Source organism: Pantoea conspicua, from assembly GCF_002095315.1.
Classification (GTDB): Bacteria; Pseudomonadota; Gammaproteobacteria; order Enterobacterales; family Enterobacteriaceae; genus Pantoea; species Pantoea conspicua.
On the sequence record NZ_MLFN01000012.1, the window covers coordinates 36,902 to 60,245 of the forward strand.

Consider the following 23,344-nt stretch of genomic DNA (forward strand, 5'->3'; position numbering starts at 1 on the left):
CCTCGACCCACTACAGTGAAATATGCTGTGATTGGCGTTAATGACTGAATTATACTTCCGCGTCTTTAAGACTGTGTACAACACCGGGCTCTGCGCCACCGAACAGGATGCTGAAACGCGCCATGACAGGACATGCTTCCCCGATACTGACCTCGCTGCTCGATACGGACGCTTATAAGCTCCACATGCAGCAAGCCGTGTTCCACCGCTATCATGATGTCACGGTGGCGGCGGAGTTCCGCTGCCGTGGCGACGAACTGCTGGGTCTCTACGCTGATGAGATTCGTGATGCGATTCGCGCAATGCAAACGCTGGCGCTGACCGATGATGAATATCAGTGGTTATCCCGCCTGCCCTTCTTTCAGCAGGATTATCTGAACTGGCTGCGCAATTTTCGTTATAACCCCGATCAGGTTGAGGTGCGCAATCACCACGGCCAGCTGGAACTGCGCATTCAGGGGCCGTGGCGTGAAGTGATTTTGTGGGAAGTGCCGCTGCTGGCGCTGATCAGTGAAGTCGTGCATCGTCATCGCACACCTCAGGTCACCACTCAGCAGGCCGTCGATCATCTGCAGCAGAAACTCGCCACCTTTAAGACTGAGGTCGCCGATCTGGATATGTCCCGCTTTCAGCTGATGGATTTTGGTACCCGCCGTCGCTATTCGCAGGAGGTACAGCAGGCGATTGTGGCGACGCTGAAACAGGATTTCCCGTGGCTGATTGGCACCAGCAATTACGATCTGGCGCGACGTCTGACGCTGACACCGGTCGGCACCCAGGCGCATGAGTGGTTCCAGGCGTTCCAGCAAATCAGTCCGGTTCTGGCCAACAGTCAGCGTGCCGCGCTGCAGGCGTGGCTGGATGAATATGATGGTCAGCTTGGTATCGCCCTGACTGACTGCATCGCTATGGATGCCTTCCTGCGCGACTTTGGCCCGGTGTTTGCCCGACGTTATCAGGGGCTGCGCCACGACTCAGGTGATCCGGTTGAATGGGGTGAGAAAGCGCTGGCGCACTATCAGAAGCTGGGCATCGATCCGCAAAGCAAAACGCTGGTTTTCTCTGACAACCTGAATCTCGACAAAGCGCTGGCGCTTTACCGTCACTTTGGTCAGCGCACCAGTGTCGTTTTTGGTATCGGAACCCGTCTTACCTGTGACATTCCTGGCGTCACGCCGCTGAACATTGTGATTAAACTGGTGCAGTGCAACGGCAAGCCGGTAGCAAAACTCTCTGACAGCCCAGGCAAAACCATCTGCCAGGATAAGGCCTTTGTCAGAGCCCTGCGCAAAGCCTTTGATTTGCCGCTGGTGAAAAAAGCGAGTTAAACCCTTTCTCATCGGGGCGTTGATCCGCCCCGCCTCTGCTGTAATAAATCTTCCATTCCGCCGGAATTTTGCTTGTTTCCTGAAGACTCGCAAGTAACATAGCAAAACCCCGGTCTGGGGAACTTTTTACTCACTTCTTCTATATAGAGAGATATTTATGAGCGTAGTGCCTGTAGCGGACGTACTGCACGGTCGCGTCGCGGTTGACAGTGAAGTCACCGTACGTGGTTGGGTGCGTACCCGAAGAGATTCAAAAGCCGGTCTTTCCTTCATCGCCGTTTACGACGGCTCCTGCTTTAATCCCGTTCAGGCAGTCGTCAATAATTCTCTGAATAATTATCAGGATGAAGTGCTGCGTCTGACCACTGGTTGTTCGGTGATTGTCACCGGCACCGTGGTGGCCTCACCCGGTCAGGGCCAGGCTTTTGAGATTCAGGCGACCCGTGTTGAAGTCGTCGGCTGGGTGGAAGATCCTGACAGCTACCCGATGGCGGCGAAACGTCACAGCATTGAGTATCTGCGTGAAGTGGCTCACCTCCGTCCACGCACCAACCTGATCGGCGCGGTTGCCCGCGTCCGTCATACCCTGGCGCAGGCGCTGCATCGTTTCTTCCACGAAAATGGCTATTTCTGGGTTTCGACGCCGCTGATTACCGCCTCGGATACCGAAGGGGCCGGTGAAATGTTCCGCGTCTCCACGCTGGATCTTGAGAACCTGCCGCGCAACGATCAGGGCAACGTTGACTTCAGCGAAGATTTCTTTGGTAAGGAAGCGTTTCTGACCGTGTCTGGGCAGCTGAATGGCGAAACCTATGCCAGCGCCCTGTCAAAGATTTATACCTTTGGCCCGACCTTCCGCGCAGAAAACTCTAACACCAGCCGCCATCTGGCGGAGTTCTGGATGCTCGAGCCGGAAATCGCCTTTGCCTCACTGGATGATGCGGCTGCGCTGGCAGAAGCAATGCTGAAATATGTCTTCAACGCGGTGCTGGAAGAGCGTGCCGATGACATGGCATTCTTTGCTGAGCGTGTAGATAAAGAGGCGGTTGAGCGTCTGCAGCGTTTCATCACTACCGATTTCGCCCAGGTCGATTACACCGAGGCGGTTGAGATCCTGATGAACTGCGGTCAGACCTTCGAAAACCCGGTTTCCTGGGGAATCGACCTCTCCTCTGAGCATGAACGTTATCTGGCTGAGAAACATTTTAAAGCGCCGGTGGTGGTGAAAAACTATCCGAAAGATATTAAGGCGTTCTATATGCGCCTGAATGACGACGGCAAAACCGTCGCGGCGATGGATGTGCTGGCACCCGGCATCGGTGAAATTATCGGGGGTTCCCAGCGTGAAGAACGTCTCGATGTGCTGGATGCACGCCTTGAAGAAATGGGTCTGAATAAAGAAGATTACTGGTGGTATCGTGACCTTCGTCGCTACGGTACCGTGCCACATTCTGGCTTCGGATTAGGCTTTGAACGTTTAATCGCCTATGTGACCGGCGTACAGAATGTCAGGGATGTCATTCCGTTCCCACGCACTCCGCGCAATGCAAGTTTCTAAGTTTCAGCATTAATTATAAGAAATTCATATATATAAAGAGGTCGGCGCTGCCGGCCTTTTTTTATTTTTGTAAATTTTGAGTTCTCTCACAAAGTTCCGTGTTTTTTACATTTTGTAATACATATTTTCCTTTTGAAACCAGATTACGAGTTTAGTAGCATTTTCGAGGTAGAATTAAGGCGGGGGGATGGAAAGATGCGTGCAGACACAGGAAGACACCAAACTTCTTTCAAGGTTCCCGTAAAGGTTTCTTGACGGCAGTGGCAGGTGTACAAATAACTCCAACGAGGGTAATGAATAATGATGAAGCGCAATATTCTTGCAGTGGTTATCCCTGCTCTGTTAGCCGCAGGCGCAGCAAACGCAGCCGAAATTTATAATAAAGACGGCAACAAACTGGACCTGTACGGTAAAGCCGTTGGCCTGCATTACTTCTCTGATAACGACGGCAGCGATGGCGACAATACTTACGTTCGCTTCGGCTTCAAGGGTGAAACTCAGATTAACGACCAGCTGACCGGTTATGGCCAGTGGGAATATAACGTTCAGGCCAACAACTCTGAAGGTTCTGACGCGCAGGACGGCAACAGAACCCGTCTGGGCTTTGCCGGTCTGAAATTCGGCGATGCTGGCTCAATCGACTACGGCCGTAACTACGGTGTGGTTTACGATGCAATCGGCTGGACCGATATGCTGCCAGAGTTCGGTGGCGACTCAGGATACTCAGATAACTTCATGAACGGTCGTAGCACCGGCCTGCTGACTTACCGCAACACTAACTTCTTTGGTCTGGTAGATGGCTGGGATTTCGCCGTTCAGTATCAGGGCAAAAACGAGCGTGATGAAATTCGTCGTTCGAACGGCGACGGCTGGGGTCTGTCAACGTCTTACGTCTCACCAATCGGTTTAGGTGTTGTGGGTGCCTATAGCAGCAGCGACCGTACCGATGCACAGGCCGCTGGTGTTGCAGCTAACGGTACCGTTGTAGGTCAGGGTAAACGTGCTGAAAACTGGGCAACCGGTCTGAAGTATGATGCAAACAATGTCTACCTGGCCGCTTATTACGGTGAAACCCGTAACTCAACGCCGTTCACGCTGACAACTGGAGCGGGCACCGATACCACTGCATTCGCAAACAAAGCGCAGAACATTGAGCTGGTTGCACAGTATCAGTTCGACTTCGGCCTGCGTCCATCTATCGCCTACGTTCAGTCTAAAGGCAAAGATATCGAAGGCGTGGGCGATGCTGACCTGGTTAAATACATCGACGTGGGCGCAACCTACTACTTCAACAAAAACATGTCTACCTATGTGGACTACCAGATCAACCAGCTGGATGACAACAACCGTCTGGGTCTGAATACAGACGACGTAGTTGCACTGGGTCTGGTTTACCAGTTCTAATCTCGCTGTCAGAACTGTTTGAAGACGGGGCCATCGGCCCCGTTTTTTTATGTCTGTTATCCAGCCAGACGCCCTTTTTCTCCCGACGCTTACCCACGCTCCCCTTTTTTATTTCCTCTCGCTGAAGTAAGCCCGCAAAAAGTATCAATAACGCTCGCAAACGGTTGGCATTTGCCTGGCGTGACGCTAACCTGAGAGCTCATTTTGCTAACGTTCCCGCTACTGGACCTGACTCATGTTTGAATCGATCTCTGCTGCACCCGCCGATCCCATTCTTGGGCTGGCCGATCTGTTTCGCGCTGACGACCGCCCCAATAAAATTAACCTCGGTATCGGCGTCTACAAAGATGAAACCGGCAAGACACCGGTGCTGACCAGCGTTAAGAAAGCCGAACAGTACCTGCTGGAAAACGAAACCACTAAAAACTATCTCAGCATTGATGGTCTGGCGGATTTCGCCCGCTGTACCCAGGCGTTACTGTTTGGCAGTCAGAGCCACTGATTACCGCTGGCCGCGCACGCACGGCACAGACCCCAGGCGGTACCGGTGCGCTGCGCGTAGCGGCCGATTTTCTTGCCACTCAGACATCCGTTAAGCGGGTATGGGTCAGCAATCCCAGCTGGCCGAACCACAAAAATGTGTTTAATGCTGCCGGCCTTGAGGTATGTGAATACCAGTATTACGATGCTGAAAATCATACGCTCGATTTTGACGGTCTGGTTGCATCACTGAAACAGGTGCAGCCGGGTGATGTGGTGCTGTTCCACGGCTGCTGTCATAACCCAACCGGCATCGATCCCACGGCTGAACAGTGGCAGCAGCTGGCGCAGCTGTCACAGGCAGGCGGCTGGTTACCCCTGTTTGACTTCGCCTATCAGGGCTTCGCCCGTGGTCTGGATGAGGATGCCGAAGGACTGCGTATTTTCGCCGCGTCCCATCAGGAACTGATTGTTGCCAGCTCCTATTCGAAGAACTTTGGCTTGTACAACGAACGCGTAGGCGCAATTACCCTGGTGGCCGCCGAGGCAAGCGTGGCGGATACCGCCTTCAGCCAGGTGAAATATACCATCCGCGCCAACTACTCCAATCCGCCGGCACACGGTGCGGCTGTCGTCGCCACCATCCTCGGCAACGACGCACTGCGTACCATCTGGGAGCAGGAGCTGTCAGACATGCGTCAGCGCATCCAGCGTATGCGCCAGCTGTTCGTCAATACCCTGGCGGAGAAAGGCGCGCAGCGTGACTTCAGCTTCATCATCAAGCAGAACGGAATGTTCTCGTTCAGCGGCCTGACCAAAGGTCAGGTGATTCGTCTGCGCGAAGAGTTTGCGGTCTATGCGGTTAACTCAGGACGGGTCAATGTTGCGGGCATGACGCCAGATAATATGTCGGCGCTGTGTGAGGCGATTGTCGCGGTGCTGTAATTGCGTATAACGACTAAAAAAATGGGCCGGCTGGCCCATTTTTTATTGCAGGAAAGGATTACTGATTCGCTCACGGCCCAGCGTAGAGATCGGGCCATGCCCTGGCAGAAAAGTCACATCATCGCCGAGCGGCAATAATTTGCTCCGGATGGCATCGATCAGCTGCTGATGATCGCCCTGCGGGAAATCGGTGCGCCCGACGCCACCGTTAAAAATTACGTCACCGGAGATCAGTAAACGCCCCGGACGATCAAAGAACACCACATGACCCGGCGAATGCCCCGGGCAGTGCAGGACTTCCAGCGTCACTAGCCCTACCTGCACGCTCTCCCCCTCTTCCAGCCAGCGGTCCGGCGTAAAAGGCGCGCACTCTTCCAGTCCAAACATCCGGCTCTGAGTCGGTAAGGCTTCCAGCCAGAAGGCATCGCGTTTCTGCGGTCCGACGATCGGGATCTGATAAAACGCCGCAAGTTCCACCGCCGCGCCGACATGATCAAGATGACCATGAGTCAGCAGGATCTGCGCAGGCTTCAGCCTGTGTTGGTCCAGCGTTTGTTTGATACGTTCAGCATCACCGCCCGGATCGACCAGGGCAGACTCACCGGTGGTATCGCACCAGATCACCGAACAGTTCTGGGCAAAGGCAGTAACAGGAATAATGTGGTAGTTCATAACGCTCCATGACCGGCTCACGCAGCGTTGCCGGCGTCATTACCAGTGCCTGATCGGCCCGGTATCAATATGTACAAAGTTGCTGCGAGGATAATATCCTACACCACCCGCGCGCAGAGATAACGCCGCTTTGCGAACGTTGGCTAAGGTAATGCCCTCAATGTGGAAATCCATCGCCTGACCTTTGGTGTGATAGCTGTGTTTCGCTACCCCAGGTCCGCTTTCGCGCAACATATTATTGGTCGCCAGCGAGCGGTAACCGGAAATCAGCTGCACCGGTTTACGCGTTTCCAGCAGCGCCTGCAGACGAAAGATCTGATCAAACAGATGGGGATCGATGCTCTTCACTTTATTAGCGCGATAGTCACGGAAAAAGTGATTTAATCGTGACAACTCATCCTTGTCGTAACTCTTACCATTAAAAAACTCAGTTTTAAGGGTTTCACCGGTGTGAAGGTTGTTCAGCGTTAAGACACGCGGGCGAGAAGTTGAAAGCGAGGCCCTTGCAGAAGCGGGCAATAATGCCAGTCCGGCGGCCGCACTTCCGCAAAGCAGCAGTTTGCGACGAAAAGAATCAATAGTAGACATTAACCGTATTACCTGAGAGTGAAGCCATAGAAATGTGCAAAAAGCGCACAGGCCGAACCATAACTTTCTCTCAGGGAGGCGTCAACCCATGTGGGACCAGATTGTGCGGCGATCCCCCACAGGATCGCCATTTAAGCATCATTTTCGTTAACGATAGCCGACGGCTAACGATTGAAAATCAATCACTAGAGCAGCAACTGCTCAGCCCTTTTTAACGCCTGGCTGCCGGAGCGTGCTGTGTCATCATAATTGTAAATATCTGTTCGGAACTGCGGTTTGCCATCATCCGCTACCCATGCAGTCAGGTAATAGAGATTAACCGGAATGCGATGGCGAATCGGTACGTAGCGCGTGTCGCCCTCTTTGAGGGTGCTGGAGATACGTGAATCATTCCAGCCGGCATCCTGCAACAGCAGGCCCGCCAGTTCAGAGGCTTTATTTACCCGTACACAGCCTGAGCTCAGCGCCCGGATATCGCGCTGGAACAGGTTGTGATTCGGCGTGTCGTGCAGATAGATAGCATCTGAACTCGGCATGTTGAATTTGTAGCGTCCCAGCGCGTTCATCTGGCCTGGTGCCTGGCGCAGGCGATAGGGGAACGATGATGCGGACACCATGCTCCAGTCAATCATGCTCGGGTCGATCACCTCGGCATCCTCACTCCAGCCCGACAGCAGGGTATAGCCATGCTTATAAAGATAGGCTGGGTCCTGCTTCACCTTGGGAATAATGTCTTTACGCACCAGCGTGGTCGGCACGTTCCACGGTGGATTCAGCACCACGTTGTTGAGTGCGCTGCGCATCAGTGGCGTTTTGCGATCGGGACGACCGACGATCACCCGAGACGACAAAATTTTATTACCGTTGTTGTAGTAAATCAGCGAGTAGTTGGCGATGTTGACCATGATGCCGTTGTGCATATCATCTGGCAGCAGGCGCAGCCGCTGGATATTCAACGCCAGCAGTGAAGCACGCATCTGCGGTGACACATTCAGCCACTGACGCGTTCTGGCACCGATAGCCCCATCGCCATCCAGTCCCTGCCACTGCTGAAAACGCTTCACCGCTGCAACCAGCGTATTGTCGTAAACATTCGCGCTATTATTGTCATCCAGCGTCAGACTCTGCACATTACCCGGTGACTGCGGCGAAGTGACCGGCAGATCAGAAACCGGAGTAGCCGACGGACTGACCACCACCGGCTGGTCACTGTGGCTCACCGGGACAGAAGTCACCGGCACGGCATCCTCATTCGGCGCGGGCGCATCAACCTGTGGATCGAGCATCCCGCTGCGCTGCAGGATTTCACGTAGCGCTGGCACATCATCACTCACCTGTCCCGGACGCAGGGTTTGCCCATTCTTCAGCTGCGGCCATGGCCGTTTATCGGTGAGCAAGTTTTTTAGCGCGGCGTGCATCGGACGGTATTGCGGATGCTGCGGTTCCAGTGAAGTGATAAAAATGCTGTCAGAGCCGGCATTGACCGCATTCTGCCACTGATTCACCACCGCCACTGACGGCTGGGCCAGCTTGTACGGCACGTTACTGTAGAGCCAGGTTTCACCCTGCGTCGGCACGCTGGAGACGAACTGCAGATAGCCGAGCATCGCGTCAGAGAGCGCCACATCGCGGGCAAAGCCGGTAATGGCCGGATCCGTCAGGCGTTCGACCCAGCGGGTAAACTGTGGCTGCACGCCGGACAGCGCAACCTCTGCCAGCTGTTGCTGAAATTTTTGCACCGCCTGACGATCCTGCCACAGCGGCTGCATATGACGGGACGCATACAGCGCCGCCAGTGGCCCCAGATAAAAAGGCTGATCGGCACTGGAAAAGGCTTGCCGGATACGTTGCTGACTTTCGGTGACTGACATCGCACTCTGTGTGGTGCCCGGCATAGCGGCGATCACAGCGGCCTGCGGCTGTGTAAATGGAACCATGATTAGCGCCAGCGCTAACCATGAAACAACACGATGATGTTTAAACCTATTTGCCAGCAACATCCCTGCCCCCTTCTCTGTTCAACTGCGCAGCGTTCCCTGAAACTACTGCGACCGGGCTGCTTACTCATAATGTTGAGTATACAAACAAAAACGGCATTTGCCTCACGCGACAAATGCCGTTACCAGATTAACCAATGGATCAGTTTTTGACTATGTTTCCGCCTGCGATTTTTCACCGACTAAATCGGGCAGAGAATCGTTCTCCTGCTGACGTCGGGTCGGCGAAGGATCGGCCGCAAACCCACGCAGGCCAACCACATGTACATGCTCGGTATTGTTGAATACCTTACGTACCAGCTTATAGGTTGTGCCTTTCTCCGGGCTGATATTTTCCGGTGCCGCGATAACCAGCTGCATTTCCAGCCGTTCACACAGCTCGAATAGCGTGGCGATCGAACGCGCATCAAGACGGGCCGCTTCATCAAGGAACAGCAACCGGCATGGCGAGATGTCTTTACCGCGCAGACGGCGAGACTCCTCTTCCCAGCTCTGGACCACCATCACCAGAATTGACATCCCGGTACCGATCGCTTCACCGGTTGACAGCGCCCCGCTTTCTGCGCGCAGCCAGCCATCAGAACCCCGGTTAACTTCAACCTCCATCTCAAGATAGTTGCGATAGTCCAGCAACTCTTCACCAATGGTCTGCGGCGTCCGCTGCCCCATATCGATGTGCGGATTAAGACGCTGATAAAGTTTCGCCAGCGCCTCTGAGAAGGTCAGACGATTGCTGTTAAACAGATCCTGATGCTGTTCATGCTCTTGCGATAACGTATCCAGCAGCATCGCATGGGTTTCACGCACGTTAACGTTGAGCCGGACACTGTGCACCTGACCAAAGCTCACGGTCTGCAGACCCTGGTTCAGCTGGCGGATACGGTTCTGCTCACGCTGAATGGTTTTGCGGATGATGTTGGCGGCGCTGCGCGAGCTGATAGCCAGCGTCTGTTCACGCGCCGTCAGCTCTTCCGTCAGGCGATTCAGCTCAATTTCCATCTGCTCAATCGCTTCGACCGGATCGTCGGTGCGAATAATATCCTGACGAATACGCTCGCGCAGATGCTGATAAACCGCGATAAAGAACTGGATCTTGCGTTCCGGCCGTTTCGGATCTTCCGACAGACGCAGCACGTCACGCAGGTGTTCATTATCCGCCACCGCCAGACGCAGCGCACCCAGTGCTTTATCTGACATAGAACGCAGCTCGTCACCGCTCAGATAGGCCAGTTCACGACGATGCAGGCGACGTTCAACGCCATTCTCTTTCACCAGCCGCAGCACCGTACACCAGCCCGCTTTGGCGCTGACCACCTGTTCACGCACCTGATGATAGTTGCGTTCCAGCTGGCGCAGTCGCTTCTGCAGGTTGTCCATTTCCGCTTCACAGAAGGTCAGCTGTTTTTCCAGCTGATTACGCCGCGCACGGTTATGGCTCAGCGCCGTATAAAGCTCATCACGACGGACGCGTGCACGCGCTTCAGCGCTGGCATCGGCATGAACGCCAATATCCTGCATCTCCTGCTGCAACTCTTTCAGCATGTCGCGCTTGGCATCATAGGCACTTTTCAGCGAGGCCAGTACCTGAGCATACTGCGTCAGCTGCGCCTGATGTTCGCGCAGACGCTCACGGCTGCGGCTACGTTCAGCCTCAGCCTGCTCCAGGCGCTGCCGCAGCTTGTCACTGAGATCGCTGTTGCCGTTAAGCATGCCGGACGAATCATCGTAGCCAAAGTGCGCACGACGCTGCACTACTTCCGTCAGAGCGAACGCCTGCTGGCGGGCGTTGCGCTGCTGCTGCTGCGCCTGCTGATAATCGGCCTGCAGCTGCTCATGCTGTTCAGGATCGCTTTGTAACACGGCGATAATCGGCTCGAGTTTTGCCAGTTTCGCGCCGTGCTGATGCAGGAAGCGCGCCGCCTCCTGCGCTTCCTCAACCTGTTCCCGGATCTCTTCACAGCGATCGGCCAGCGTCTCATCCAGCAGCAAATTAACGCGCGGCAGCAGCCGGTTTAGCTGCGCTACGCCCTCTTTAGCCAGCTCAAACTGCTGACGCTGCTGCTGATTGTTACTTTCATGCTGATTAAGTGCCCGCTCCAGCTCACCGCGACGTGCGCCCAGCTGGCGAATCTGTGCTTCCGGGTCGGCATCAAACGCCACCGCGAGATGACTGCCAATAAAGCGGCTGAATGACTGATGCAGACGCTGAGTTTTCTGAACGTCGAACGACAGCGTGGCATAGCGTTCGGCCAGCTTGTCGCGCTCAAGGTGCAGCAGCTCCAGCTGATTCTCACGCGCCGCGCGGCCAAATAGCGGTATTTTCGGGAAGCGAGAATAGCGCCACTGCCGCTCTGCAACCTTCACCACCACCGCATTCTGCAGCTCATCAACGCTGAATACACTGTCATCAAACGACTGTGGATCACCCTCGATCAGATAGAGATCTTCCGGGCACTCTTCCAGACCGTCGAGCTGCTCACGCACCAGCGACAGATCCGGCACCACAATCGCGTGACGTGATGGACCGTACAACGCTGAGAAGTAAGGTGCGTCACCCAGCGTAACGTCATCATAAATTTCTGACAGCAGTACGCCGCCGAAGCGTTCGGCCAGCTGGTTCAGGCGCGCATCTTCGGCACCGCCAGGCTGACTGAGACGTTCAATCTGCTGCTCGATATCACGTTTACGTGCCGCCACTTCGTCACGTTCAACGGTGGTTTCACGTTCCCGCTCCAGCAGCTGCTGCATATATTCGGTCACGTCCTGACTGCTGACGAGCGCCTGGCCGGTCTGCTCACTCAGCTGCGTCAGAATTTCCTGCGCAGCCAGCCAGTGCGGCGCGCGGGCGGTCAGCGTGGCGATACGCTCGCGCAGCTGCTCCAGCTCCTGACGCATCATCATGCGCTGCTCACCGGCATCCGCCACGCTGCTGTTCAGCTGCTCAATCTGCGCTTCCAGCTCGCGTTGCAAACCGTCCAGTGCATCAGCTTCGTAATGCTGCCCCTGGCGTTTACAGAACTCCGCCAGCAAGCGTTCAGCCTCATGCTGCTCGCGCAGACGCTGCTCCAGCTCGCTGAGGCGCAGACGCAGTGAAGAGAGCTGCTCGGCGTGATGGCGCTGATTGCTGGCATCGCGCAGCAGCGTCCGGCCGGTCTGCCATGCGTCCTGACGGGTCACGTCGCCGGCAATGCTGTTCACCAGCGCCAGCGCCTGCTCAAACTGACTGTGCGCCGCTTCCGCCACACTCAGCTTCTGCTCAAGGTTGAGTAACCGTTCGGTGGCCTCTTCCTCCCTGGCCTGGAAGCTGGCCTGCCATTCCGCCGCGTTGTCGATGGTTAAATCGGGCAACTGACAGAGTGAACGGGCGCGTTCCAGCGCCTGCAGTGCCTGCTGATACTGAATGGCGCGAGTTTGCTGCACGTCAAGCGCCTGCTGGAAGTCCGCCAGCTGGCTTTTCAGTTCATCGACTTCCAGTTCAGCCGCTTCGGCTCGCGCTTCATTCTCTTCCTGAATCTCACGCGCTTCCGCCACCACTTCGCTCTGCTCTTCCAGCCGCAGCGTCAGGTCTTCGATATCAGCGTCATAGCGCTCAATCTTTTCCTGCTGGCGCATCGCGGTCTGAACCAGATTCAGGTGATCGCTGGCCGCCTGATAATCCACTTCGAGATCGTTTTCCGCCCCGCTGTGCTCGGCCAGTTCGCGCGCCATTTCAACATGGCGATACTGTTCAGACGCCAGCTGACCGCGACTACTGAACAGCTCATTACGCAGCTGCAACGCGTTGTCGAGATGGATCCGTCGCTCGTTAGCGTGGCGCATGTAGTCGGCGGAGACGTAGCTGGTCGCTTCCGAAATCAGATGCTTAAACAGATCGCGATCTGACTGGGTGACGCGAATCGCTTCCAGCGTCATGCGGTTTTCCCGCAACGCGGCTTCCATATCCTGGAAGGCTTTACGCACGCCGCTGTTTTCCGGCAGCAGGTAATCACGCAGTGAGCGGGTAATGGCGCTGGAGATACCGCCGTAAAGCGAGGCTTCAATCAGGCGATAAAACTTGCTGCGATCGCTGGCGGAGCGCAGACGACGCGGCACCACACCGAGATCAAACAGCATGGCGTGATAATCGGTAATCGAGCTGTAGGCGCGGAACTGCACCCCTTCCTGCGCCTCGACGCGTTCTTTAACTTCGTTAAGCGGCAGTACGCGCGCCTGGCGGCTGTTAAGAATCTCCGTCAGCATATCGGTCGGATTGGTGTCGGTCGGCAGGCCATGAATACTGAACGGCTTGATGTCGACCTTTTTATCGCGCCCCGCGATTTGCTGCAAACGGACGCCGACCACCACACGCTGGTGACGCGAGTTAACCACGTCGAGCATCGAATAGCAGACGCCAGCCCGCAGCTTACCGTGCAGGCCCTTATCTCGTGAGCCCGAGGTCGCGCCCGCTTCGGTAGTGTTACGGAAGTGCAGCAGCGTCAAATCAGGGATCAGCGCGGTGACAAACGCTGCCATCGTGGTGGATTTACCCGCACCGTTGCCGCCTGACAGGGTGGTGACCAGTTCATCGAGATCAAAGGTGCGGGCAAAGAAGCCGTTCCAGTTGATCAGCGTAAGCGAACGAAATTTTCCGCGTTCAATCATGCCTGTTGTTCCTCTGCGTTCTCACTCGCATCGCTTTCCTGTTCGTCGCCTTCCCCGGCGTCAGCTGTTGCGATGGCGTTCTCCAGCAGCATCGCTTCGCCATCGCGGATCAGGCGCAGCTGCGCTTCACGGGCATCGTCACCGCTACGCACGTCAGCGCCGAAGCGGAATACCGATTCGGTGATACGGAATTTGCTGCTGTCGTTACCGAAGAACCACACCATACCGAGTCGGCGCAGGCGGCTCAGCGAGGCGCGCACTTTCTCCTGCAGTTTGGTGCGGTCGAGATCCGAGCCGGTCGAACGCTGGTTGACCAGCTTCAGCAGCCTGCTTTCGTCAGCCAGTGACAGCAGTTCGTCATACAGCTCCTGCTGGGTGAAGATTCCTTCATTGGCCAGGCGTTCAGGGCTGAGGTAGAGATAGCAGAGGATTTTTCCCACCATCATGTCTAACTCAGAGAGCACCGAACGCGGGATCAGCGTGGTAGAACGCGGGCGCAGATAGAAAAAGCCCTCCGGCGCACGAATTAACTCAACGTTATAGCGGCTGTAAAACTCTTCGAGAAACGCCTGGTAATCCATCAGAAAAGCGTGATTATCCAGCTCTTCAATACCGATGTGTCGTCCGGCGCGCAACTGACTGTCGAGCGCGGGAAAGATCGGATTTGCCAGTGCCTGTGCCAGTTTAACCGGCATCACTTGTTCAATATTTGTCGATGACATGTGCCTGCACCTTGGCTCCGTAATCATTGATGGCTTGCCATTCCACAGGCAAGCCGGCTAAATCAGCTTCCGCAACGCCAAGACGCACGGCCTGGTCGACCACAATCCGCGCCAGGTCGAAATGACGGGCGCGAGGATACTGGGCCAGGTAGTCACGCATCACTGACGCGAGGTTGAGCGGTTTTTGTTGCGTTTTGTAGATCTGCAGCGCCTCTTCAATCATCGCTGCCAGCTGTTCGCGAATTTCGTTGAACTCTTCGTACTCCATCTCGGCCGGCAGTTCACCCATCACCTCGTCATTACGCAGCGTCAGCTCTTCATCGCGCATGTCATACAGGCGATCGGCGTTAGCGTAAGTCAGCGCCCAGGGCGAATCGAAGTAGTTCTGCACCGAAACCCGCAGACGCTGGGCAAAAACGCGGTTTTTGTCCATGTCGATGGCGGTACGGATAAATTTATGGACGTGGCGGTCGTAACCGATCCACAGGTCGATCGCCTGCTGGCCCCAGCTGGTGATACGGTCGAGTTTACTTTGCAGATCAAAGACCAGTTTGTCGACGAAGCCCAGGTCCGGACTGTCGAGCGTCGCATCCTGAATCCGCAGCAGGTTTTCCTGCAGCTTATCGCCCGCCGCCTCCAGCGTATCCTGCAGTTCACGCAGCGTACCGGAGGTTTCCGACAGCAGCATTTCACAACTGGAGATCGCCGCGCGCCAGTCTTTATTCAGCAGTTCAGCGATATCATTTTTCACCGCCTGCTGCTGTTCATCCATCAGACGCTGCGTCATGTCGATGCTGTCGAATATCTCAGCTACCGAATATTTCAGCGGCGCGAAGACATTGCGGTGCCAGTGAAATTCATCACCGTTTTCCTGAGCCGCATCGGCAGCCCGCCTGAGTTCATTGGCGACGATAGAGAGCTGCATCGACAGACGTAAGGTTGAAAACTCGCGCTGACGGATGTAGTAATCGGTTATGCCGATCGCCAGCGGGGTCAGACGATAGATGGCATTGCCTTCGGTCAGTTCGCTGGTAAAGCGGTTGAGCAGGCGCTGGCGCACCATATCGTTGATGGCGTTGTTGGCGCGAACCAACACGGTTTCGTGGGTTTGTTCGAAAGCCTTACTGACGTGACGGAAAGCATCAATCAGATCGCCTTCACTCATTTCGCCATCCATCCGCTCACCGTTAAGGGTGGCGATAGCCAGCAAAAAGGCCAGACGTTCTACTGGCAGCGCAAGAGAGAAATCATTCTTGCGCGCCCAGGATACCAGTTCAGGTACCGTCTGGGAAAATTCACTCATAATTCGTCCTTCTGCCCGGGTTTGCGCGCAGTCACATGGATGTAGCGCCCTAAGCTCAAAAAGGGTTCCTGACGGCAGTAACGCCGCTCCATCTCAATAATTTCGTCGTCGCTTTTGGGCTCGCCTTTCGGCGGCTTCATGTAGTCGCTGAACACCCGGATGCCGGCGCGTTGTTCAATGACGAAGCCACACGCTTCAAGCCAGCGGTAGACCTGATCGGGATCGCGCGGGTAATCAGGTGACAGCGTGCGCTTTTTACGTTTGGTCAGATTGGTCCGCAGATAGCCAAAATTGCCCAGCGTTAAGGTGCGTAGCGTCAGGCCGTGCAGGTTATAAAACATCAGCGACATGACGCCGCCCGGACGCAACAGATCAAATAACGCCTGCAGCACCTTTTCCGGTTCGGCGACCCACTCAAGCACAGCGTGAAACAATACCAGATCCACCGGCTTATCCAAATGTTCACCCACCTGCTGGGCGCTAATTTGTTTGAATTGCATGTTGTGGCTCACACCCTGCGCTGCCGCATTTTCCTCTGCCCGGCGCAACATTTCGCCCGAGAGATCACACAGCAGAACCTGATGACCGCGCGCAGCCAGCCCGCTGGAGACCTGACCCACGCCCCCGCCCGCATCCAGTACCGTCAGCGGATGCGGTGACAGTCCGGGCAGGATGGTTTCCAGCTCATCCCACAGGATCGCCTGGCGCACCCGCCCTTTGGTGGTGCCGTATATATTTTGCGAAAATTTATCCGCGAGATCGTCAAAGTTACGATCCTGCATGGCATGTGCTCCGGTATGCTGCGGTGAGACTTGTGCTATTTTGTCACAGGCACCAGAAGAATGAACCTTTCATCCCCATCTTCCCTTCCGGCTGCTGTTTTTTCGGACAACAGGAGTCTTTTTAGATGCTTTTTACCCTGAAAAAAGTGATCGGCGGGCTGTTACTCCCCCTGCCGTTTCTGCTTTTGCTGATGGCGCTCGGCATTTTATTGCTTTGGTTCACTGACTGGCAGAAAAGCGGCAAAATTTTGATCTCTGCCAGCTGGTTATTCCTGCTGCTGCTGAGTCTGCAGCCGCTGGCCGATCGGCTGCTGCTGCCGCTCGATAGCCGTTATCCGACCTGGAACGGTACGCAGCCGGTCGATAACATCGTGGTATTGGGTGGCGGCTATACCTTTAACCCGGCCTGGGCGCCCAGCTCGAACCTGCTGAACAACAGTCTGCCGCGCGTGGCGGAAGGGGTACGTCAGTGGTATCGCTATCCGCAAGCTACCCTGATTTTTACCGGCGCCGCGGGTGGCACTAATCCAAAGAGCAGCGCCTGGGTCGCCGCGCAGGTCGCCGAAAGTCTCGGCGTGCCAGCCGATCGCATTCAGATTCTCGATCAACCGCGGGATACCGCTGATGAAGCACAGGCGGTGAAGGAGAAGATAGGTCAGCGGCCGTTTCTGCTAATCAGCTCAGCCAATCATCTGCCCCGCGCAATGCGTTTTTTCCAGGCGGCAGGACTGAATCCGATTGCCGCGCCAGCCAACCAGCTGGCGATCACCTCGCCGCTGAATGGCTGGGAGCGCGCCATTCCGTCCTCTATCTGGCTGAGTCACAGCGAGCGTGCAGTGTATGAAACACTGGGTACGGTATTGCAGCGACTGAAGGGAGAGACAACGCGCTCATCCGAGCCAGGGGAGTAACTGCGTACGGGCATGATCAAAACGGAGTCGGTCAAACTCACCGGTCTGCACCAGCCGATCGATGCAGTCCCACAGCTGATAGAGCCACCGTCGCCAGACAAAGCCCTCTGCCACCGGTGCCCGCTGCAGGTACGCGTGCAGCAGCGCAGTTTCAGCCGGTGAATCATCGAGATGAATCAGATCATATTCACGCGGTGCCCACAGGATCGGGCCGGGCTGGGTCATCGCCAGCAGCTGATCGCTGCGTGGGTTTTTCAGCATACTTTGCAGCCTGACATTACCGTGCACCATGACACAGGGATCGTTAAAGTCGCGAAACAGGTGCGCTAACCGCGCCCGGCTGCGGAACAGAATCTGACGATCGTCCAGCGTAAAGCCTGGCGGGCGCAGATAGCTCAGGGTCGCCCACAGCACCTCAACCCGCTGTGCATACCAGGCGGGCCAGCGGTTTTCCTGCGTGCTGTCCACCGTACCGACCAGACCGTGGCTGTCGAGCCGGTGCCAGGCCAGCAGCCCTTCCACCACCTGTTCGCAAAACTGTTGCCAGCGTTGTGCATCACGCGCCGGTGCTTCAGCCGTCACGCCATTGAGTCGCGCCAGCAGCAGCATTTCATGCACTGGCGGCTGCTGGCTCATCACCAGGCCAAATACCACCGGCACCGCAATCAGCCCGGCGTGGCCAAGTAACGCCAGTTTTTTGGCTTCCAGCGCTGCACGGCCCTGATGACGAAAATATTTCGCCATGACCGGCATCGGCTCTCCTTTATCGTTGTACAGCGCATAAAGTCGGGCAGGCGGATGTTCGCTGATGATTTCGAGACGGCTGATGGGCTCGCCCAGCACCAGCGCCAGTTCGGTTTTGAGCTGTTCCATGCGGCATCCTCCTCAGATGAATAGCAGACTATCCTGAAGGGACTACAGATAAGAAGTTTAGCGGCGGATCAATAAAACTGCGCAGTAACGGGGAGTCTCTCCCCGTTTTATCAGGCCTGCATTGCCGCGCGAACGCGCTGCAGATCGTCCGGTGTATCTACGCCGACGCTGGGAATCGTTTTCGCCACCGCAACATGAATTTTCTCGCCGTACCACAGCACCCGCAGCTGCTCGAGCAGCTCGATCTGTTCCAGCGGGCAAGGTGCCCAGGCGACATAGCGGCGGATAAAGCCCGCGCGATAAGCATAAATACCAATGTGACGCAGCAGCGTGTCACCAATCTGCTCGCGAGAGTGGGCATAACGTTCACGATCCCAGGGGATAGTGGCGCGTGAAAAATAGAGCGCATGGCCGTGCACGTCCATCACCACTTTCACCGCATTAGGGTTAAACGCTTCCTCCGCATCGGTGATCGGTACCGCCAGGGTCGCCATTCCTGCCGTAGAACCGGCCAGATTGGTGGCCACCTGACGCACAATCTCCGCCGGGATCATTGGCTCATCGCCCTGCACATTCACGATGATCTCATCATCCGCAAACTGATATTTTTCGATCACCTCTGCCAGGCGCTCCGTGCCGGACTGATGATCGGCGCGCGTCATGCAAACTTCACCGCCAGCGGCTTGCACCGCCTGTGCCACATCCGGATGATCGGTGGCGACGATCACCCGGCTGGCACCCGATTCACGGGCACGCTCCATCACATGCACGACCATCGGTTTACCGTGAATATCCACTAACGGCTTGCCTGGCAGGCGGGTAGACGCATAACGCGCAGGAATGATGGCAGTAAAACTCATGGATGAATCTCTTCAACCGACAGCGTACGCGCTTCATTCTCCAGTAACACCGGAATACCGTCACGCACTGGAAACGCCAGTCCATCCGGTTTGCAGATCAGCTCCTGCTGCGCATTGTTATAGTAAAGTTTGCCATTGCACACCGGGCAGGCAACGATTTCGAGTAAACGGTGATCCATATGTCCTCCATCAGGGACCGAATGCGTAAGGGGTAAAGCATACCATAGCCCAGCCCGGGCGGCAGGGCGTAAAACGTATCACAGCATCACTGGTTGCCAGGCTCGCGTATCAGTGACCAGCAGGCCGGCCAGTACTGCCGCAGCGAGGCAGGTGCCTGCAGCAGAGAGACGGTTTCCGCCCCCTGCCACGCCGCAAAGCGCTCAATCGCCCGCCGGATATCCTGCACAAATCGCAACGTGACCCGTGTCTGCGGCTCAAGCCAGATATTCTTAATCTCCAGCTGTTTCGACTGGCGCAACATACGGGCATCCAGCCGGCCTTTGATCTCGCCACGATGCAGGATCGGCAACACGAAATAGCCATATTTACGCTTTGCCTCAGGCGTATAACACTCAATGCGGTAATCAAAGTTGAACAGCTCCAGCGCGCGCTTGCGATCCCAGATGACCGGATCGAACGGCGACAGCAGCGCGCTGTGAGTGGCCTGTAAAGGGGATTCAAGTAGCGGCAGCGAATCACGATGCAGCCACATTTCGCCCAGCCCTTCGGCCGTCACCGCAATCAGATCGCCCGCTTCCTGTGCTTCTGCCAGAAAGGTGCTGAGCGGCACCCGTTTCAGGCGGTAATAGTCTGCCAGCCAGCTGCCGCGAAAAATGCCGAGACTGCGGGCACTGTTGAGTAACATTAAGCGGGTCGCTTCGGCTTCGCTGATGCTGTGCAGAGCATCCTGCCAGTCGGGCATTACCCGGCAGCGCAGATCGTAAACCCGCTGAAAATTGCGGCGTTCGGTGACCATCAGCTCGCCAGCGCTGAACAGATTCTCCAGATGCCGCTTGTGCGGTTTCCACGCCCACCATCCCGGTTTATGGTTTTCGGTATGTGCAAAATCCGCAGCCCGCACCGGGCCATTTTCGCGGATCTGCTGCAGCAATTCGGCGATCTCCTGCTGATGGTCAGCAACCCACTGCGCGTTATATTTCCAGCCCAGCCGTTCCGGCGAAAGCATGCGGTGCCGCAGCAGTCTGTAGTCGGCGCGCGGAATAAAACAGGCTTCGTGTGCCCAGTATTCAAATACCTTTCCCTCCGCCAGAGCCTGTTCCAGCCACGCCTGGGGATAGTCACCAAGGCGACTGAACAGCACCAGATAGGGGCTGCGGGCAACAACATTAATGGTATCGATTTGCAGCAGTGACATGCGGGAGATGCAGTCAATAAGATCCTGGTAGCGGGCGCGTTTTGGTGGCGGGCGCAGCATGCCCTGCGCGGCGAGATGAAGGTGACGTGCCTGTCGTAACGAAAGTGAATGCTGCAGGTTCATTCTCTTCCTTATTGTTCGGGAAATTAATGTTCTGGCTGGCCGCTGCGGCACAGCTGTTCAATATCGGCCAGCAGCGGTGCTACGGCCTCTCCCTTCAGACTGGCATCGACCGGCAGATACCACCAGTTGGGCTGAGCAAAGTGGCGGCATTTCACCGCATCTTTTTCGGTCATCAACAGCTGCTGCCCGGCCTGAGTCAGCCGGGCCAGCTCATCCTGACTGTAAGCGTGATGATCGGCAAACGCGATCTCCGCCACCGGCGTCAAACCCTGCTGTTTCAGGGTGGTAAAGAAGCGCGGCGGGTGACCAATACCGGCCATGGCGACCACCGGATGAAGCTGGTCAGCCGGACGGGTTTCGCCGGTCAGCAGATGGGTCGCCAGTCCCGGCTGAAGCTGCATCGCAATTTCACCAGGCTGCGCTTCTCCGCCATTAACCACAATCGCATCAACCTGGCGCAGACGATCGGCACGTTCCCGCATCGGTCCGGCTGGTAGCCACCAGCCATTACCGAAGCGCCGGTCGCCATCCACTACCACTATTTCGCGATCGCGCTGTAATGCATAATGCTGCAGGCCATCATCGGTGACGATCACATCTAAAGGCCCCTGTTTCAGCAGCGCTTCAATCGCCAGCCGCCGCTTTGGCGCTACGGCCACTGGCGCGCCGGTGCGCTGGGCGATCAGCACCGGCTCATCTCCAGCCTGTTCAGTGGAGGTCTGTGCGGTGACCAGCAGCGGATACTGCTCGGCTTTACCGCCGTAGCCACGCGACACCACGCCCGCACGCAGACCGCGCTGTTGCAATGCCTCGACCAGCCAGATCACCACCGGCGTTTTGCCATTACCGCCAGCTGTCAGATTGCCCACCACCACCACCGGCAGCGGTGCGCGCCAGCTTTTACGCCAGCCGCGCTGATAACTGAATCGAATCAGAGTGGTAATCGCCCCATACAGCAGGCTCAGTGGCCATAACAGCAGCCATAAGGGTGATCGACCACTCCAGATACGTTCAATCATTGGCCGAATTGCATCTTATGCAGTTGGGCATAGGCCCCGCGCTCCGCTAACAGCACCTGATGCGTACCGCGCTCAACAATCTGCCCATCTTCGATTACCACGATTTCATCCGCTTTTTCGATAGTAGAGAGTCGGTGTGCAATCACCAGCGAAGTACGGTTCTTCTGCAGTTCGTCCAGCGCTGACTGAATTGCCCGCTCAGATTCGGTATCCAGCGCCGAGGTGGCTTCATCCAGGATCAAAATAGGACAATCGCGTAACAGGGCGCGCGCAATCGCAATACGCTGACGCTGGCCGCCTGACAGCAGCACACCGTTTTCGCCAATCACCGTATCCAGCCCTTGATCCATCTTATTAATGAAATCCATGGCATGCGCCATGGTTGCGGCTTTTTCGATCTCCGCGCGGCTGTACTGCTCGCTGCGGGCATAAGCGATGTTATTGGCAATGGTGTCATTGAACAGATGAACATTCTGTGACACCAGGGCCACCTGGTTACGCAGCGAACGTAAGGTGTACTCGCGCAAATCGTAACCATCCAGCAGAATTTCGCCCTGCTGAATATCGTAGAAGCGGGTCAGCAAACTGGCCATGGTCGATTTACCCGAGCCAGAACGTCCCACCAGCGCCACTGTTTTGCCTGCCGGCAGCGAGAGATTGATATTACGCAGCGCCGGAACATCACGACCCGGATAGGTAAAGGTGACGTTACGGAACTCAATGTCGCCCTTCGCACGGGGGGTTTCACGGGTACCGTTATCCACTTCCTGCTTACTGTCGAGAATGGAAAACAGCGTCTGACAGGCCGCCATACCGCGCTGGAACTGGGCATTAACGTTAGTCAGCGATTTCAATGGACGCATCAGCGCGATCATAGATGAGAAGACCACGGTAATGGTACCCGCGGTTAAGGTATCCATCACGCTCGGGAAGCTGGCAGCATAGAGTACAAAAGCCAGTGCCAGAGAGGCGATCAGCTGAATCACCGGATCGGAAATTGATGAGGCTGAAACCAGCTTCATTCCCTGCTGACGCATGCGATTACTGACCCGGGCAAAGCGCTCAGATTCAATCTCCTGACCGCCGAAAATCAGCACTTCTTTATGGCCCTTCAGCATCTGCTCAGCGCTGGTAGTAACCTGCCCCATGGTATTTTGCATGGTTTTACTGATGTTACGGAAACGCTTAGAGACGGTGCGGATTGCAAAGGAAACGATCGGTGCCAGCACGATCAGAATCAACGACAGCTGCCAGCTGTAGTAGAACATCATGATGAACAGGCCAATAATTGACGCGCCTTCACGCACTACCGTCACCAGCGCACCCGAAGAGGAAGACGCAACCTGCTCTGAATCGTAGGTGATACGTGACAACAGGGTACCGGTTGACTGCTGGTCGAAGAATGATACCGGCATGCCCATCATATGGCTGAACAGCCGACGGCGAATAGTCATGACCACATTGCCAGAAACCCAGGAGATGCAGTAACTGGAGATATAACTGGTCACGCCGCGGATCAGCATCAGGCCGATAACCACTAACGGCATCCACAGCATCACCGATTTATCGGCTTTACCAAACCCATCATCCAGTAACGGTTTCAACAGGGAGAGCATTAAGGCGTCGCCCGCAGCGTTAATAACCAGGGCAATGGACGCCACAATTAATCCCGCCTTGTTAGGCGCGATCATCGGCCAGAGTCGGCGGAATGTCTGCCACGTAGAGAGATCTTTATCTAGATGCATTATTTATTCACGCTGTTG

At 55.9% G+C, this 23,344-nt stretch carries 17 protein-coding genes and 1 pseudogene; 5 read left to right on the forward strand and 13 right to left on the reverse strand.

What is annotated here, in order from left to right:
* Nucleotides 1-122 precede the first annotated feature (122 nt).
* The 4 genes and pseudogenes from pncB (at nucleotide 123) to HA41_RS06745 (ending at nucleotide 5,715) form a co-directional block, all read left to right on the forward strand.
* On the forward strand, nucleotides 123-1,328 hold the full coding sequence (gene pncB / locus HA41_RS06730; RefSeq protein WP_094120124.1) for a nicotinate phosphoribosyltransferase: 1,206 nt from the start codon (nucleotides 123-125) through the stop codon (nucleotides 1,326-1,328).
* A gap of 157 nt (nucleotides 1,329-1,485) precedes the next feature.
* Nucleotides 1,486-2,886 (forward strand): asparagine--tRNA ligase, encoded by a 1,401-nt coding sequence (gene asnS, locus HA41_RS06735; protein WP_094120125.1) that lies wholly within the window; start codon nucleotides 1,486-1,488, stop codon nucleotides 2,884-2,886.
* Between the two features lie 300 nt (nucleotides 2,887-3,186).
* The gene (ompF, locus tag HA41_RS06740) at nucleotides 3,187-4,290 is read left to right on the forward strand and encodes a porin OmpF (protein ID WP_094120126.1); all 1,104 of its coding nucleotides are present in this window, start codon (nucleotides 3,187-3,189) and stop codon (nucleotides 4,288-4,290) included.
* Between the two features lie 235 nt (nucleotides 4,291-4,525).
* Nucleotides 4,526-5,715, forward strand: a pseudogene (locus HA41_RS06745) (amino acid aminotransferase).
* Nucleotides 5,716-5,757: 42 nt separating this feature from the next.
* Here the strand turns inward: HA41_RS06745 and HA41_RS06750 are convergent.
* The 7 genes from HA41_RS06750 to cmoM all read right to left on the reverse strand — a co-directional run bounded on the left by HA41_RS06750 (nucleotide 5,758) and on the right by cmoM (nucleotide 16,420).
* On the reverse strand, nucleotides 5,758-6,387 hold the full coding sequence (locus tag HA41_RS06750; protein WP_094120127.1) for an MBL fold metallo-hydrolase: 630 nt from the start codon (nucleotides 6,385-6,387) through the stop codon (nucleotides 5,758-5,760).
* A 39-nt stretch (nucleotides 6,388-6,426) separates the two neighbouring features.
* Nucleotides 6,427-6,975 carry a peptidoglycan L,D-endopeptidase MepK gene (gene mepK, locus HA41_RS06755; protein WP_094120128.1) on the reverse strand — a complete coding sequence of 183 codons (549 nt, stop codon included), beginning with the start codon at nucleotides 6,973-6,975 and terminating at the stop codon, nucleotides 6,427-6,429.
* Between the two features lie 185 nt (nucleotides 6,976-7,160).
* Nucleotides 7,161-8,912 (reverse strand): L,D-transpeptidase, encoded by a 1,752-nt coding sequence (gene ldtD, locus HA41_RS06760; RefSeq protein ID WP_482809936.1) that lies wholly within the window; start codon nucleotides 8,910-8,912, stop codon nucleotides 7,161-7,163.
* Between the two features lie 213 nt (nucleotides 8,913-9,125).
* Nucleotides 9,126-13,613, reverse strand: coding sequence for a chromosome partition protein MukB (gene mukB / locus HA41_RS06765; protein WP_094120130.1), 4,488 nt, complete (start codon nucleotides 13,611-13,613; stop codon nucleotides 9,126-9,128).
* Nucleotides 13,610-14,335, reverse strand: a complete 726-nt coding sequence (gene mukE, locus HA41_RS06770) for a chromosome partition protein MukE (RefSeq protein WP_094120131.1) — start codon at nucleotides 14,333-14,335, stop codon at nucleotides 13,610-13,612. Before mukE ends, mukB begins: the two co-directional genes overlap by 4 nt.
* On the reverse strand, nucleotides 14,316-15,638 hold the full coding sequence (gene mukF, locus HA41_RS06775) for a chromosome partition protein MukF (protein WP_094120132.1): 1,323 nt from the start codon (nucleotides 15,636-15,638) through the stop codon (nucleotides 14,316-14,318). The genes mukE and mukF overlap by 20 nt, the downstream gene beginning before the upstream one ends.
* Complete coding sequence (cmoM, locus tag HA41_RS06780) at nucleotides 15,635-16,420, reverse strand: tRNA uridine 5-oxyacetic acid(34) methyltransferase CmoM (protein ID WP_094120133.1); 786 nt, start codon at nucleotides 16,418-16,420, stop codon at nucleotides 15,635-15,637. Before cmoM ends, mukF begins: the two co-directional genes overlap by 4 nt.
* 125 nt (nucleotides 16,421-16,545) lie before the next feature.
* Here cmoM and elyC point away from each other — a divergent pair, with 125 nt between their 5' ends.
* Entirely contained in the window at nucleotides 16,546-17,331 is a 786-nt protein-coding gene (elyC, locus tag HA41_RS06785; RefSeq protein ID WP_094120134.1) for an envelope biogenesis factor ElyC, read from the forward strand.
* Here elyC and HA41_RS06790 read toward each other — a convergent pair.
* The 6 genes from HA41_RS06790 to msbA all read right to left on the reverse strand — a co-directional run bounded on the left by HA41_RS06790 (nucleotide 17,311) and on the right by msbA (nucleotide 23,326).
* Entirely contained in the window at nucleotides 17,311-18,204 is an 894-nt protein-coding gene (locus HA41_RS06790) for a YcbJ family phosphotransferase (protein WP_094120135.1), read from the reverse strand. The genes elyC and HA41_RS06790 overlap by 21 nt on opposite strands.
* A 110-nt stretch (nucleotides 18,205-18,314) precedes the next feature.
* Nucleotides 18,315-19,064: a 3-deoxy-manno-octulosonate cytidylyltransferase gene (gene kdsB, locus HA41_RS06795; RefSeq protein ID WP_094120136.1), complete on the reverse strand. Its 750-nt coding sequence runs from the start codon at nucleotides 19,062-19,064 to the stop codon at nucleotides 18,315-18,317.
* Nucleotides 19,061-19,243 (reverse strand): Trm112 family protein, encoded by a 183-nt coding sequence (locus HA41_RS06800; RefSeq protein WP_031376635.1) that lies wholly within the window; start codon nucleotides 19,241-19,243, stop codon nucleotides 19,061-19,063. The genes kdsB and HA41_RS06800 overlap by 4 nt, the downstream gene beginning before the upstream one ends.
* 86 nt (nucleotides 19,244-19,329) lie before the next feature.
* Complete coding sequence (locus HA41_RS06805) at nucleotides 19,330-20,562, reverse strand: winged helix-turn-helix domain-containing protein (protein ID WP_094120137.1); 1,233 nt, start codon at nucleotides 20,560-20,562, stop codon at nucleotides 19,330-19,332.
* A 23-nt stretch (nucleotides 20,563-20,585) separates the two neighbouring features.
* Nucleotides 20,586-21,581 (reverse strand): tetraacyldisaccharide 4'-kinase, encoded by a 996-nt coding sequence (gene lpxK / locus HA41_RS06810; protein WP_094120138.1) that lies wholly within the window; start codon nucleotides 21,579-21,581, stop codon nucleotides 20,586-20,588.
* Nucleotides 21,578-23,326, reverse strand: coding sequence for a lipid A ABC transporter ATP-binding protein/permease MsbA (msbA, locus tag HA41_RS06815; RefSeq protein WP_094120139.1), 1,749 nt, complete (start codon nucleotides 23,324-23,326; stop codon nucleotides 21,578-21,580). The genes lpxK and msbA overlap by 4 nt, the downstream gene beginning before the upstream one ends.
* Nucleotides 23,327-23,344: the final 18 nt, after the last annotated feature.

Excerpts from the sequence above, each read along its gene's own strand:
- HA41_RS06800 (WP_031376635.1), bottom strand. The coding sequence starts at position 19,243 with ATGGATCACCGTTTACTCGAAATCGTTGCCTGCCCGGTGTGCAATGGC.
- asnS (WP_094120125.1), top strand. The coding sequence starts at position 1,486 with ATGAGCGTAGTGCCTGTAGCGGACGTACTGCACGGTCGCGTCGCGGTT.
- ompF (WP_094120126.1), top strand. The coding sequence starts at position 3,187 with ATGATGAAGCGCAATATTCTTGCAGTGGTTATCCCTGCTCTGTTAGCC.
- HA41_RS06790 (WP_094120135.1), bottom strand. The coding sequence starts at position 18,204 with ATGGAACAGCTCAAAACCGAACTGGCGCTGGTGCTGGGCGAGCCCATC.
- mukE (WP_094120131.1), bottom strand. The coding sequence starts at position 14,335 with ATGTCATCGACAAATATTGAACAAGTGATGCCGGTTAAACTGGCACAG.
- elyC (WP_094120134.1), top strand. The coding sequence starts at position 16,546 with ATGCTTTTTACCCTGAAAAAAGTGATCGGCGGGCTGTTACTCCCCCTG.
- pncB (WP_094120124.1), top strand. The coding sequence starts at position 123 with ATGACAGGACATGCTTCCCCGATACTGACCTCGCTGCTCGATACGGAC.
- kdsB (WP_094120136.1), bottom strand. The coding sequence starts at position 19,064 with ATGAGTTTTACTGCCATCATTCCTGCGCGTTATGCGTCTACCCGCCTG.
- mepK (WP_094120128.1), bottom strand. The coding sequence starts at position 6,975 with ATGTCTACTATTGATTCTTTTCGTCGCAAACTGCTGCTTTGCGGAAGT.
- ldtD (WP_482809936.1), bottom strand. The coding sequence starts at position 8,912 with ATGGTTCCATTTACACAGCCGCAGGCCGCTGTGATCGCCGCTATGCCG.
- HA41_RS06750 (WP_094120127.1), bottom strand. The coding sequence starts at position 6,387 with ATGAACTACCACATTATTCCTGTTACTGCCTTTGCCCAGAACTGTTCG.
- HA41_RS06805 (WP_094120137.1), bottom strand. The coding sequence starts at position 20,562 with ATGAACCTGCAGCATTCACTTTCGTTACGACAGGCACGTCACCTTCAT.
- msbA (WP_094120139.1), bottom strand. The coding sequence starts at position 23,326 with ATGCATCTAGATAAAGATCTCTCTACGTGGCAGACATTCCGCCGACTC.
- lpxK (WP_094120138.1), bottom strand. The coding sequence starts at position 21,581 with ATGATTGAACGTATCTGGAGTGGTCGATCACCCTTATGGCTGCTGTTA.
- mukB (WP_094120130.1), bottom strand. The coding sequence starts at position 13,613 with ATGATTGAACGCGGAAAATTTCGTTCGCTTACGCTGATCAACTGGAAC.
- mukF (WP_094120132.1), bottom strand. The coding sequence starts at position 15,638 with ATGAGTGAATTTTCCCAGACGGTACCTGAACTGGTATCCTGGGCGCGC.
- cmoM (WP_094120133.1), bottom strand. The coding sequence starts at position 16,420 with ATGCAGGATCGTAACTTTGACGATCTCGCGGATAAATTTTCGCAAAAT.